The sequence below is a fragment of the Paenibacillus algorifonticola genome (genome assembly GCF_050481745.1).
Taxonomy (GTDB): domain Bacteria; phylum Bacillota; class Bacilli; order Paenibacillales; family Paenibacillaceae; genus Pristimantibacillus; species Pristimantibacillus algorifonticola_A.
Genome location: NZ_JBCNGR010000006.1, coordinates 457,201 through 470,890 on the forward strand (window position 1 = coordinate 457,201; position 13,690 = coordinate 470,890).

12 protein-coding genes are annotated in these 13,690 nt (G+C 52.6%); all 12 read left to right on the forward strand.

From position 1 onward, the window contains the following. The first annotated feature begins 302 nt into the window (after positions 1-302). The 12 genes from ABEW34_RS05525 (at position 303) to ABEW34_RS05580 (ending at position 13,677) form a co-directional block, all read left to right on the forward strand. Positions 303-1,094, forward strand: coding sequence for an SDR family oxidoreductase (locus ABEW34_RS05525; protein ID WP_430155689.1), 792 nt, complete (start codon positions 303-305; stop codon positions 1,092-1,094). A gap of 93 nt (positions 1,095-1,187) precedes the next feature. Next, on the forward strand, positions 1,188-2,573 hold the full coding sequence (locus tag ABEW34_RS05530; protein ID WP_430155692.1) for an AraC family transcriptional regulator: 1,386 nt from the start codon (positions 1,188-1,190) through the stop codon (positions 2,571-2,573). A 120-nt stretch (positions 2,574-2,693) separates the two neighbouring features. Further along, positions 2,694-3,983, forward strand: coding sequence for an ABC transporter substrate-binding protein (locus tag ABEW34_RS05535; RefSeq protein WP_430155695.1), 1,290 nt, complete (start codon positions 2,694-2,696; stop codon positions 3,981-3,983). A 106-nt stretch (positions 3,984-4,089) separates the two neighbouring features. Next, positions 4,090-5,034, forward strand: coding sequence for a carbohydrate ABC transporter permease (locus ABEW34_RS05540; protein WP_430155697.1), 945 nt, complete (start codon positions 4,090-4,092; stop codon positions 5,032-5,034). A gap of 9 nt (positions 5,035-5,043) precedes the next feature. Beyond that, the gene (locus ABEW34_RS05545) at positions 5,044-5,877 is read left to right on the forward strand and encodes a carbohydrate ABC transporter permease (RefSeq protein ID WP_430155700.1); all 834 of its coding nucleotides are present in this window, start codon (positions 5,044-5,046) and stop codon (positions 5,875-5,877) included. A 61-nt stretch (positions 5,878-5,938) separates the two neighbouring features. Next, positions 5,939-6,007, forward strand: coding sequence for a hypothetical protein (locus ABEW34_RS05550; RefSeq protein ID WP_430156181.1), 69 nt, complete (start codon positions 5,939-5,941; stop codon positions 6,005-6,007). 1,114 nt (positions 6,008-7,121) lie between these two features. Continuing rightward, positions 7,122-7,934, forward strand: a complete 813-nt coding sequence (locus tag ABEW34_RS05555; RefSeq protein WP_430155702.1) for an ABC transporter ATP-binding protein — start codon at positions 7,122-7,124, stop codon at positions 7,932-7,934. After that, positions 7,897-8,727: an ABC transporter permease gene (locus ABEW34_RS05560; protein WP_430155704.1), complete on the forward strand. Its 831-nt coding sequence runs from the start codon at positions 7,897-7,899 to the stop codon at positions 8,725-8,727. Before ABEW34_RS05555 ends, ABEW34_RS05560 begins: the two co-directional genes overlap by 38 nt. Beyond that, the gene (locus ABEW34_RS05565) at positions 8,727-9,581 is read left to right on the forward strand and encodes an ABC transporter permease (RefSeq protein WP_430155706.1); all 855 of its coding nucleotides are present in this window, start codon (positions 8,727-8,729) and stop codon (positions 9,579-9,581) included. Before ABEW34_RS05560 ends, ABEW34_RS05565 begins: the two co-directional genes overlap by 1 nt. A gap of 180 nt (positions 9,582-9,761) precedes the next feature. Continuing rightward, positions 9,762-10,829, forward strand: a complete 1,068-nt coding sequence (locus ABEW34_RS05570) for an ABC transporter substrate-binding protein (protein ID WP_430155709.1) — start codon at positions 9,762-9,764, stop codon at positions 10,827-10,829. A 177-nt stretch (positions 10,830-11,006) separates the two neighbouring features. Next, a complete protein-coding gene (locus tag ABEW34_RS05575) occupies positions 11,007-12,425 on the forward strand; it encodes an aspartate aminotransferase family protein (protein WP_430156183.1) in 1,419 nt (472 codons plus the stop codon). Then, positions 12,406-13,677, forward strand: a complete 1,272-nt coding sequence (locus tag ABEW34_RS05580) for a M20 family metallo-hydrolase (protein WP_430155710.1) — start codon at positions 12,406-12,408, stop codon at positions 13,675-13,677. The genes ABEW34_RS05575 and ABEW34_RS05580 overlap by 20 nt, the downstream gene beginning before the upstream one ends. The last annotated feature ends 13 nt before the right edge of the window (positions 13,678-13,690 follow it).

The following is a 13,690-nucleotide window of genomic DNA, read 5'->3' on the forward strand; positions in this document are numbered from 1 at the left end:
ATTCCTCTTCATGTTATGCTCGCAATTAGAGATGCTTAAAAAAAGGAGACTTGAACCAGCCATGTGGATAATCCTGTAGCGTTTGCTAGTAGAATAGAATGCCGATTTAGTAAGGGGCTTTAGCTTACTAATGTATTTGGTATTCCATTCGCAAACCTTACAGGATAAGCAGGGCTGGGGATTTCATATACCCCTGTCAGCGGCTGCCTATAGGCAGTCGTTGTTCGTTATGGGGAAGTGCAGCATCTCGGGTGAATGACTAATGTCCTCTTATCCTCCAATATTGAATGGGGGAATTACACATGACTTCTATGAAAACTTCTTTGAAAAATAAAATTGCCATTGTGACGGGCTCAAGTCGCTCAACAGGCATTGGAACCGCGATCTGCCGCGCGCTCGCGGGCAGTGGAATCGATATTTTTTTTACGCATTGGCAAGCGTTTGATGAGGTGGAAGGCAATGGCCTCGAGCAAGCTTGGCCGGAGCAATTGCACGGTGCATTGGAACGTTTAGGCGTAAGGGCAAGCCATATGGAAGCTGATTTTTCCAACCCAGAGATGCCCTCTCTCATTATGGATGAGGTGGAGCGGACGCTGGGCACCCCCTCGATATTAATTAATAATGCGGCTTATTGTGTGCCGACTAATTTTCGGACGCTGGATCTGGCACTGCTTGAGCAGCATTATGTAGTGAACAACCGTACAACGATGCTGCTTAGTACCGAGTTCGCAAAGCGTTTCGAGCAAAACCAACCAGCAGGAACGAACGGAAGAATTGTATTTATGGTGTCTAAAGGTCCGGATGCGGACAATCTCGCCTATACGGCTACGAAAGGCGCTTTAATCGCCCTCATCGAGCCGCTTGCAGTAGGGCTGGCTCCACTGCAAATAACGGTCAATGGCTTCGATCCGGGGCCGACTGATTCGGGTTGGATGGATGACGGGATGAAAGCCCGCTTCCTGCCGCTATTCCCAATGGGGAGAATTGGCCTGCCAGAGGATGCGGCGAAGACGATCCGTTTCCTAGCCAGCGACGATGCGCAGTGGATTACAGGTCAGGTCATTAGATCCGAAGGCGGATTTTTAGGTAAGTAATAGGGAAGCGGCTGCTATCATGCGGCCGCTTTTATTTTTTTTAGGCGTATGCCACAATAAATTGACGATGGATATTGCTGGGAGGGACGGCATATGGCGTTATTGTTTATTCCCGGTCGCGGGAAGGACAAATGTCTGGAGGAGTTTGCGCTGCCGGATTTCGGGTTCAGCTTCCAGCTTTATGGTACACACTGGCGCAGTGCGGAGCAGGGCTGGTCTTACCCGGAGCATGATCACCCGCTGCTGGAAGTTAATCTGGTTGTTGAGGGGTTTCAGAAAATGATCATTAATGGGATTCCTTATGAGCAATTCCCTGGTGATTTGGTCATTATTCCTCCCGGCTATACGCATGAGAGCCAGACGAATGACAAGGAGGGAGTCACCTACTTCTGCCTGCATCTGGATATAGAGGACCGCTCGCTGGCTTACTCGATTTTTCATGATCCTCAGCTGTTTTATGGAGCTGCCTCTAGGGTGGTGGGGCGGCTGCGACCGATTCTTGACCAATTAATCGAAGCCTCTCGCCATTCGGCTGTAATGAGCCAACTGGAACGAATGAAGCTGCGGACTTATGTGCTGCAATTGCTTATTGTGATGATTGAGCACAGGCTGGAGGGGAGAGAGAGCCTTGAATCCGAGGCAGGTCCAAGGGATGAGAGCCGAGGACCCTCGCTCGAAATTATTAAGCTGCGCGAGCAAAATGCGCTGGAATCGCGTGTGCAGGATTTATTTTATGAACAGCAGCAGTCAGGGCTGCCGCTTGATCATGCGCTGTTCCCACCACATCGCTGGATTGGATTGTTCACACTGACGAGCCCCGACCGTGAGTTTTGGACGAAGCCGGAGCGCTTCTGGGCAAAGAGCTTGCTGGAGGACATTTTGGCCAATTATGGAATCTGCGTCATTATTATGGAAGGCTCGCGTATGACGGCGGTTCTATTCTCAACAGATATCGCTGTTCCTGTACTGGAGCCGTACATAGAGGAGGCTAGATTATGCCTGGAGCAAAAGCTGGCTGTGCACTTAGCAGTCGGACTTGGTGGCGTCACTGCTGATTTGGCCTCGATTCGTGCGATGTATGAGCAGAGCATGAGAACGTTCCAAGAAGTTCTCCCCGATTCAACAATCAATCGAACAATGAATGAATTTGTTCATCGTATTATTCGGAATGCGATGTCGCACATTCAATATGAATATGCCAATCGCGAGCTTTCCCTCAGCATGCTGGCGAATCGGCTCGATGTAACCCCCAATTACTTGAGTGCCCTGTTCACTGCCGAGACCGGCCTATCCTTCACCCGGCATTTGACGCAAATTCGGATGGCACGCGCGAAGACGCTATTGCGCGAGACAAATTTGAAAATTTATCAAATTTGCCATAACATCGGCTACTCTGATCAAGCTTATTTCAGCCGCTTGTTTAAATCGCTGGAAGGGGTAAGCCCCTATGATTACCGCATCCGTGCAAGTTCTACCTGAAAAGTGCCCCGATTGTAGAATAGTTCAAAAAATCGTATATCCCCCTTATTCTCCGGCCTAGCCTGCAAGTGGTATAACTAAATTGTAAAGGCTTACATTATGAGGCAGGGGGATATAAAGATGGAAATGAAGCGTCCTTTTACCATGCTGCTGGCCGCCGGCTTATTGGCAGGCTCCTTGGCTGCTTGCAGCTCCTCGAATGACCCATCTTCAAGTGAAACTTCACAAAACACCAACACGCCAGTCAAGCTTACTTACTGGAATACGAACGGCCCTGGACTGGATGGACTGATTAAACAGTATCAGGATGAAAATAAAAACATTACGCTGGATGTGCAAATTGACGAAGCCAACCATAAGCAAAATCTGTTAACCGCCCTTTCCGCGGGCAGCGGGGCGCCGGATATCGTCATTTTGACGGTTGATGATATTCCGCAGTTTAAGAAAGAGGATTATTTCTACAATCTGAAGGACTTTGGAGCGGATGAGCTGCAAAAGGATTATCTCGATTCCCGTTGGAAGCAGGGCACAAGCGCGGATGGCAGCTTTATTTTTGGCATACCAACCGATTCCGGCCCTATGGCGATGATGTATCGTATTGAGCTGTTCGAGCAAGCGGGATTGCCTACTGACCGCGAGGAGGTATCCAAGCTCGCCGCTACATGGGATGGCTATGTCAAGCTGGGAGAGACGATTAAGGAGAAAACAGGCAAGCCGCTGACGACCGACGCTTTCTTTGGCGCGTTTCTGCCTAAAATCCAGCAGGGCGGGGAGTTCACCTTTTTTGACAAGGACGGCCATTTAACGATGGATACGAATCCGGCCGTTAAGGAGGCGTGGGATTTTTCGGTGAAGCTCGCTCAGGCCGGCCTGACCGCGCAGCAGCCTGATTTTTCAAATGACTGGAAGGTCGGGCTGGATACGGGGGATTTTGCAACGATGTTCGCCCCTCCCTGGATGCTTGGCCTCGTGAAGCAAAATGCTCCGAATGCGAAAGGGAAATGGGATGTGGCCATGATGCCGGGCGGCTCGGCGAACTGGGGCGGCTCCTTCCTGCTTATTCCGAAGCAAAGCAAGCACGCGAAGGAAGCTTATGCGTTTATTAAATGGGTTTTGGCGCCGGAGCAGCAGCTTGCGGTTTATGAAACTAATGGAAATTTTCCTTCGACGCCGAGTGTATACAAGGATGAAGCGTTCACCACGAAGAAGGATGATTTTTTCAATGGCGCGCCGGTGGGCGAAATTTATCCGAAAGCTGCGGAGCAAGTAACGTTGATGGATTCCATAAATAATTGGACTACAATTACGAGTGAAATTGAGCAGCAGCTTCCGAATGTGGAGAAGGGTGCTGATCCGGAGAAAACGTGGGCCGAGCTGGTTAGCAAGGTGAAATCGACGCTGGCCCGCTAGGCAATCGACGAAGGACTACAAGGTAGAGCACGGCCTACCGGCTGAGCTCTACCTTTACTTATTCAAGGGTTTGTAAGGCATGTGCTGCTAGGGAGGAGGCTGGAAAGTGGAGAGGGAAATGAGGAATGGGCGAGGCGCTCGCAGATTTAATCAACGAATGAGCGACCATATTTCCGGTTATTTGTACACGCTGCCGTTTTTTGCGATCTTTATGGTATTTGGCTTCTATCCGATGCTGTATACCATTTATATTTCCTTGTTCAAATGGGATATGCTCGGGGATCGAACGTTTGTCGGGCTGCGGAATTATCGGCTGCTGTTGATGGAGGACCCCTTGTTTTGGAAATCAATCGGCAACACCTTTTTAATTTGGTTTGAATCGGTGCCCTTTCAAATTTTGTTCGCCATATTGCTGGCGGTGCTGCTGAATCAGGCGTTTATAAAAGGAAAAGGCATGTTCCGCTTTTTTATCTTTTTGCCTAATATTACCTCGCTTGTGGCAGTGAGCCTGATTTTTGCCAATGTGTTTGGTGTGAAATATGGCTTGTTCAACTATTTGCTTACGGTGCTCGGCCTCGATCGAATCGATTGGGCGGGGGCGCCGTGGGCTACGCAGCTCGCTGTTGCGGCTCTCGTCTTCTGGCGGTACCTCGGCTTCCATATGGTCATTCAGCTGGCGGGCTTGCAAAGCATTCCCGGGGATTTATATGAAGCAGCGACCATTGATGGGGCAAGCAAAGCGCAGCAGTTTTTCCGCCTTACGATTCCGATGCTGACGCCGACGATTATTTTCTCGACGCTGATTGCTACAACAGGAGGTCTCCAGCTATTCACGGAGCCGTTCGCCTTCATGTCCGATTTGGCAGGCACCAATGCGGCGGTCAATGGCGGTACGAACAATCAGGTGCTGACCGTTGTCATGTATTTGTACAAAACAGCGTTTACCGACCATGCCTTCGGCTATTCTTCTGCGATTGCCAATTTGCTGCTGATCATTATCTTGTTGTTTGCTTTATTTAATTCGCTGCTTGTAGGAAAGCTAAGGAGGTAGGAGGCGACCATGCGAAATCAGACGGGGCGTTCCATCGTTTATGTATTGCTGCTGCTGTTTGTCCTCTTCTCGGTCTTTCCTTTTTATTGGATGAGCGTCATTTCTACCCGTACGGTTGGCGAAATTTCGGCGATACCACCGAAGGTGTTTTATGGCAATCGAATGGCGGAAAACTTCGATAAAATTTTCAATAATGAAAATGTCGATTTTCTGCGGACGATGGGCAATACGGCCATTATTGCAGTCAGCATCACGATATCCATGCTGCTGCTCAGCTCGCTGGCAGGCTTCGCTTTTGCCCGGCTGAATTTTACGGGAAAAGGCTTTATGCTGCTGTTCGTACTCGGGACGCTGATGATTCCGGCACAGCTCGGCATTATCCCGCAATATTTGATTATTACGAAGCTGCAATGGCTGAATGATTATCGCGCGGTCATTGTACCGGGAATGGTCAGTGCCTTTGGGGTGTTTTTCATGCGGCAGTATATCGAGGCTGCTGTTCCCAGTGAGCTGGTGGAGGCGGGGCGAATCGATGGCTGCCGAAACCTGCAGCTGTATGCCTTAATAGCTGTGCCAGCGATTGCTCCCGCCTATGCGACCCTTGGCATTTTAACCTTTATGGGGGCGTGGAATGACTATTTATGGCCGTCGATTGTGATGAAATCCAATGAGATGCTGACGGTGCAGGTGGCGCTGCTGCGCCTGGACACGTCGTCCTATTTTCAGGATAAATCGCTGGTTATGGCGGCTTCGGTTATGGCTACGCTGCCGTTGTTTCTAATCTTTCTGTTTTTCAACCGCCAATTTATAGCCGGAGTGACGGATGGAGCGGTGAAGGGCTGATATTCACCGCCTGCCGACCGTATCCTAGGTAACGCTGAACGAGGCTGATTCTCCGGCCTTCATTGGCAGACGGCAGCAGCATTTCCATTGCTCGGTGCAGACAGCGCTGCATTTCGCGCCAGCAGGATAGTATATGCTGCCAGGCGGCGAGCTGCAAATTTTCGGAAGCGGGGAATGCTGCCTCCTTGCGATGGAGGTCGCGGGCGGCTTCACTGGCGGTATACTTCGGCTTGTATGCGACGGGTAATGGCAGGCGCAGCGCTGCTCCTGCGCTGTTCGATTGGTTAGATTATGCGGCGGGGGATAGCTAGGCGGCTTTGGGGGAATTAGTTCATAGCATAGCTTTCATTTCGAAAAAAACCGCGCTGCCGGCATGGGCCCCTGCTCATGGTGTGGGCGCGGTTTATGTTGTGTAAACATGCATTCAAGAAAGGAACGGACTCTAGGGTGTGCATGCAAATCGGAGTCGGCTTACTGAGGCCAGCTGCGCCTTGCGTACCGCTTATTCATGGCCAATTTCATCTGACGATTCATGGCTGGGAGAGCGCAGCGTGCGGTAGTTGCCGGGAACAGTATTGCTGAGACTGTGCAGCTAGGGACGCTCCCTCCTTTTTGGCGGACTGAGGTTCCGCTATTTGGGCATTTAAGCTGATTTCGAGTCGCAAGCGGACAGGAAATCCGTTATTGCCCTTCTAAACCCTTCAAAATGGCGATTAGCAGTCCATTAACGGCTCCTGAGTCCGCCACTTGCGCCATACCCGCGATTTTGTTGAAATAGCTGCTCCTGAGTCCACCACTGTACCATACCCGTGATTCTTTGAAATAGCTGCTCCTGAGTCCGCCGCTTGTGGCCTAACCCGCGATTCTGTCGAAAGGACGGCTGCTGTGCCCTCCGCTCCGGGGCCATTTTTGTATCCTTATGCATGAAGCAATCCCCTGGATTACCCCTGGATCAAAGAGCATGAGGTTGACTTTGGGAATGTAGATTTAGTGACGAGCAGAGCAAAAGTAGAAGCTATACCTCATAAATAGCTGATAGCCTTAATTATTAACGGTATCAATAGGTAAGGTAATTGCACATAAATCCCAACGGCAGCACGCAGAAATCAGCCACTCGTACAAGAATTGGACATTATGTAAAATGGATTATTGTGATTATGTAACACTCTGTCTAATGTAATTAAAACTGAGTGTTATATAATATTACACAAAGATAGCGTTGATTGAAGAGAAGGAGGGATGGCATGGACGCTCCGAAGGAAAATCAACCAGTGGAAATTCGTATCGACGATATATCCATGTATTTTGGCAGCGGGGACCGCAAGGTGGTTGCGCTGCAAAATGTAAGCTTTGACGTCCGCCAGGGCGAATTCGTTTCGCTCCTCGGCCCATCCGGCTGCGGCAAATCGACGCTTCTGCGTCTAATGGCCGATTTGCTGGAGCCAGCCTCGGGCCAAATTACGATTGGCAGTCAGCATCCCCGCGAGGCGCGCCTGCGCCGCAAATTCGGCATCGTTTTTCAAAATGCTACGCTGTTCGAATGGCGCACGGTCAAGGACAACATTGAGCTGCCGCTGGAAATAATGGGATTTAAAAAGTCTGAATATTCTGAAATAACAACGCATTTACTAGAGCTTGTCGGCCTTTCCAAATTTCAAAACCACTATCCGTGGCAGCTTAGCGGAGGCATGCAGCAGCGGGTCGCGATTGCTCGGGCCTTGTCCCTTGATCCGCCTTTGCTGCTGATGGATGAGCCCTTCTCTGCACTTGATGAATTTACGAAGGAGCGGCTGCAGCTTGATTTGCTTGATATTAAAAAACAAACGAATAAAACGGTCGTTTTTGTCACCCACAGCATTCCTGAAGCGGTGTATTTATCCGATCGGATCGTCATTTTATCGGCCCATCCGGGTCGTATTCATTCCATTATCAAGGTTGAGCGGGAGGAAGGGAGCTTCGCGCATACTCGCAGAACGGATAAGTTTCATGCGATGACCGATTTGGTGCGGAGCTGCTTCCATGAGGAGAGTGATTCGCTTGACGAGCAAATCGTATAGGCAATGGGGAATCAGTCGGAATGTAGTTCTGTGGACAGTGGGCGTGCTGTTGCTATGGGAAGCATTTGCTTGGCTTATAGCTGATGTATGGCAACTGCTGGCTCCAGCTTCAAAGCTGCCTTATTTGCATCTAGTATTGAATGCAGCTGTGCAGTATTGGCCTGTTTTAGCCGAGCAGGGTGCCATTACATTCGGCAATTCGCTTCTGGGTTTCGCCATTGGCTGTGCGGTCGGCTTCCTTCTCGCGGTGCTGATGAGCTTATCCCGTACGCTTGAGCATACGCTGTCGCCGTATATGATCGCCTCGCAAATGGTGCCTATTATCGGGCTTGCGCCAATCATTTACGGCATCGTCCATGATCCGGCGCTGTCGCGGACGCTGATGTCGGGCTACGTTACCTTTTTCCCGGTTGCCCTGTATACGCTGCGCGGCTTGCAGAGCATTCGGCTAGAGCAGGAAGAGCTCATGCGCTCTTATGCGGCCTCAACATGGACACTTTACTTGAAGCTGAAGCTCCAAGCCTCGCTGCCCGGCCTGTTCGCCGGACTTAAGCTGTCTGCGCCGCTTGCTATAACCGCATCAATCATTGTGGAGCTGATGGGGGCGCCGAACGGCATTGGCGTGCTGATGATTAGCTCGCTCTATTATGGGAACGCCCAAGTATACATGTTCTGGGCTACGGTGTTAATGAGCATAGCCATTGGCTTGCTGCTGCTCGCGGCTATTAGTATGGCGGAGCGACTTATTACGCCATGGCAGCCAGAGTTCCGCTCGCAAGGGAGGGACGAGTGATGAAGGAGATGGCTGCTGTGCCTGCGAATCAATCTGCGGTGCTGTCGCGGGAGAACGCTGGTAGACGAGTGAAGAAGGGGCGAAGGCGAAGAGGAAGCAAGGCGTGGCTGCTGCCGCTGGTGTTCGGGCTGCTTTTTCTGATGGCTTGGCAAACGGGCCTATTCCATAAGCTGTTTCAGCTGGAGTTATATCAGCTGCCGCTGCCGTCGGCGATTGCCTCGTCCATTCAAGAAAATGCTGAAATGTTGTGGCGCTATTCGCTGTTTACCGGGATGGAAATCATCATGGGCTGCTTGGTCGGCTCGCTGCTGGGGCTAATCGCCGCTTCCGCTGCGTCTTTTGCTCCGAAAGCTCTAAATGGCGGCATCGCTATGCTTGCGGCACTGAATGCCGTCCCGATTATTGCCCTTGCTCCCGTAATGAACAACTGGTTTGGCAGCGGAGCAGCTTCCAAAATAGCTATTGTCTCCGTTATGACCATGAGCACGATGGCAGTCGGCGCCTACAAGGGCTTGCGTTCCATTGATCCCATGTATGTGGAGCTGATGCATGTGTATGCAGCAAGCCGCCGCTCCGTATTTATAAAGCTTCGTTTTAAAAACGGAATGCCGCATTTTTTTACCGCACTGAAAATCAATATGTCGACGAGCATCATCGGCGCCATTGTCGGCGAATTTTTTATTTCGTCACGGGGGCTAGGCTTTCTGCTTTCCGATCAAATCAAGCTCGGCAATATGCCGCTTGCCTGGTCCTGCATAACAATTGCCGCTGCGCTCGGCATTGTGCTTTTTTACCTTGTGCAGCTTACAGAGAAGCTTGCTATTCCGTGGCATGTTGCGCAGCGCAATCGGTAGCTCCCTTCTTACGGAGCCTCGTAGATCCGCCTGCCTGATCGCGGGCCTGCCGACCTCGCCCCGCCACAGCTACAGCCTAAGCTTAATCCTCAGTCTCAGTCTCAGTCTCAGTCGCAGTTTCAGCAGCTAGGGATGACCCATATAAATAGATACGATTCAATAGGGAGAGGAATGGTCTTCATGATCAAGAGAAACCGAGGAAAAAGCTTGGCGATGATGGCAATGGCATGGCTTTTGCTGCTGGCGGCTTGCGGCGGCGGAGGCAGTGAGCCAGCAAGCACCCAGATGCCTACTGGATCAGAAGCAGCGGCTGAGGCGCCGCTTACGAAGGTGAAAATTCAGCTGAAATGGGTGCCGCAGGCGCAATTCGCCGGTATTTTTGTCGCTAAGGAAAAAGGCTTCTATGAGCAGGAGGGGCTCGATGTCGAGATTATTCCCGGCGGCCCGGATGTCGTCATTGAGCAGCAGGTCGTCAATGGGGCGGCGGATATTGGGGTGACGAGCTTTGACAGTCTTTTGGTCAACCGGGATAACGGCTTGCCTCTCGTTTCGGTCGCCCAGCTTATTCAGAAAAGCTCCTACCGCTTCGTCGCCGACAAAGCGTCTGGCATCGACGAGCCGGCGAAGATGAAGGGCAAGAAGGTCGGCATGTGGACGGGCAGCCAGCAGTTTCAAGTGCTCGCCTTCATGGAGAAAAATGGCCTCGATCCCAAAAAGGACGTGGAGCTTGTGAAGCAGGGCTTCACGATGGATCAATTTTTCAATAAGCAGCTGGATGTGGCCGTTTCGACGATTTACAACGAATACCATGTTGTGCTCGAGAGCGGTGTGAAGGAAGACGATTTGTACGTCTACGATTTTGAGGATGCGGGCGTCGGCATGCTGGAGGATACGCTGGTCGTGAAGGACGATTGGCTGAAAAAGAACCGGGAAACCGCCGTTAAAGCGATTCGCGCGACGATGAAGGGCTGGAACTACGCCATTGCCAATCAGCCGGAATCGGTTGACATCATTATGAAAGCCGTAACTGAAGGCAGCACGACGAAGGAGCATCAGGCGACGATGCTGATGGAAATGGCCAAGCTGGTCAAGCCGGAAGGCTTTACAGAGGCGCAGGTGGGCTCGTTCGTAGACGAGGCTGTGCAGCGGACGGTCGATATTTCGCTGAAATACGGGCTGATCAAGAAGGAGCCGGATTTGGCGGTGGCAGTCAATAAGACGATTTTGGCGGATGCGGCGAAGCCCTAAGCCTTAAGCGGTGCGGGACTTTGAGACTGCGAGAAAGCGAGCCTTATGGAATGAAAGAACCTCTTGGGCTCGTGCATAAATGGCTGTTATAGGGCATAGACAACATAAACGGCAGATCGAGCACATAGACGGCAGTCGGCGGGAAGGATGAAGAAGCTGATGGATATCCACGAAGCAATGGATGATGAAGCTAAGCATGCAGCCACGCAAGCAAGTGCGCTAAAGGAAGCGCTGCTGGAAAAGGATCGGGCGTACCTATGGCATCATATTACACCTCACAATGATCATCCGATGATTGTCGCGTCAGGGGAGGGCAGCTGGATCACGGATGTGGACGGCAATCGCTATTTGGATGGCATGTCGGGGCTATGGTGCGTCAATGTGGGACACGGGCGGAAGGAAATTGCCGAGGCGGCTGCTGCGCAAATGACGACACTGGCTTATTCGCCGCTCATTCAATCCCATGTCCCGGGCATTGAGCTGGCGGCGAAGCTGAGAGACTGGCTGGAGGGGGAATACCGGATTTTCTTCTCCAACTCCGGATCTGATGCGAACGAGGTTGCTTTCAAAATCGCCCGCCAAGCTTTTCATCAACGTGGAAAAGCGACCAAGCACAAGTTCATTTCGCGCCACCGTGCTTATCACGGCAACTCGATGGGAGCGCTAGGCGCAACGGGGCAGGCGCAGCGCAAGCTAAAATACGAGCCGCTCGGAGTGGGCTTCTCCCACGTGCCGCCGCCCTATTGCTACCGCTGCCCATTCGGCCAGACGAGTGGTGCCTGCGAGCTGCAATGCGCCCAGGCCTATGAGGACGCGATCATCTGGGAAGGGGCAGACTCCGTCGCCGGCATTATCGTTGAGCCCGTCATTACCGGGGGCGGCATGCTCGTGCCGCCGGACAGCTATTTGCCTAAGCTGCGAGCCATATGCGACAAGCATGACGTCCTGCTGATTGTCGATGAGGTCATCTGCGGCTTCGGCCGTTCGGGGCGAAAATTCGGGCACCACAATTATGGCGTTAAGCCGGACATCGTCACGATGGCGAAGGGGCTGACGAGCGCCTACTCGCCTTTATCCGCAACGGCTGTATCCGCCGAGCTGTATGCAAGCTTCAAGGAAGCAGGGCCGGACAGCCACTTCCGCCATGTCAATACGTTTGGCGGCAATCCAGTGTCCTGTGCCGTTGCCTTGAAAAACCTTGAAATTATTGAGCGTGAAAGGTTAGTAGAGCGCTCGGCGCTAATGGGCAAGCGGATGCGCAGCCGCATGAAGCCGCTGCTCCGGCATCCGAATGTCGGAGAAATTCGGAGCTTCGGCTCCGCCGTCGGCATCGAGCTGGTCGAGGATAAGGAGACGAAGCATCCTGCGTCTGCCGCGCTGGTTGCGGGCATTATCGCAGATTGCAAGGCGCGGGGGCTGCTCATTGGCAAAAACGGGGATACCGTCCCGGGCTTTATGAATATTTTGACGCTCAGTCCGCCGCTTTCTTCGACGGATGAAGATATCGCCTTTATTATTGATACGCTGCTGGCCGTTTTCGGAGCCGCAGGCGATACGTCAGAGGAGGGGATGCGGCATGAAGCCGCTTCAGGCTAAGGAGAACAAGCATCACATTCAGGCGGAGCGGCTTCAGCAGCGGATTATGGCGCTGGCCGCGATCGGCAAGATTGGTGAAACAGGCGTATGCCGTCTCGCATTATCCCCGGAGGACCGTGCGGGAGTGGAGCTCGTAAAGGGCTGGATGGAGGAAGCAGGCATGACGGCGCGAATCGATCCCTTCGGCAATTTAATCGGTGTGTATAAGGGACGGGATGAGCAGGCGCCTGTGCTTATGCTGGGCTCGCATATTGATTCGCAGCCTTATGGGGGCCGATTCGACGGCGTCATTGGCGTCCTCGGCGCAATTGAAGCGGTGCAGACGATGGCGGAGCGCGGCATTAGGCCAGAGATGAATGTAGAGGTCGTCGCCTTTTGCGATGAAGAGGGCTGCCGCTTCAATAAAGGGCTGTTCGGCGCAAGGGGAATGACCGGGAAGCTGGAGGAGGGGGAACTGGAGCGAGCCGATAAAAACGGCGTAACTCGCAGGGAAGCGCTGCTGCAATTCGGCTGTGATCCGGCACAATATGACAGCTATTCCTTTGAGGCGGGAACAATCGGAGCTTTTCTGGAGCTTCATATCGAGCAGGGCCCCATACTGGAGGCGAAAAAGGAACCAATCGGCATCGTCAGCGGCATTTCCGGCCCCGTCTGGTGGACGGTCGAAATGACCGGCTTCGCCGGGCATGCTGGATCGGTACCGATGGCGATGCGCCGCGATGCGATGGTCGGCTGCGCCAAGGTTGTCGTCGCGCTGGATGAGCTGGCGCGGCGCGAGCCGGGTGAGCCGACGGTCGGCACCGTCGGCTCGGTCGCTGTTTTCCCGGATTCGCGCAACATTATACCGGAGAAGGTCAGCTTTACCGTTGATTTCCGAGACATTGAGCTGGAGCGGAGAAACGAGCTGGAGCGGGAGCTGCGAGCGGTAATCGAGCAGGTCAGCGTGGAGCATGGCCTCGCGTATGCGATACGCGAGGATACGAACAGCGAGCCGAGATATTGCGCGGACTGGCTGAAGACGATTTTGCACCGCGAGGCTGCGGGCATGGGACTTGCGCCGCCAGAGCTGATGAGCGGGCCGTTTCACGATTCGCTCACGATGTCTTACGTGTGCGATTACAGCATGATTTTTGTCCGCTGCAAGGAGGGCATTAGCCATAATCCGCGGGAATATGCCGCGCCGGAGGATATTGCGCTTGGAGCTGAGCTGCTGTACCGCGCGGCTGTGCACATTGCTAAGGGGAAGGAGTGAGGTGGCTTGAGCG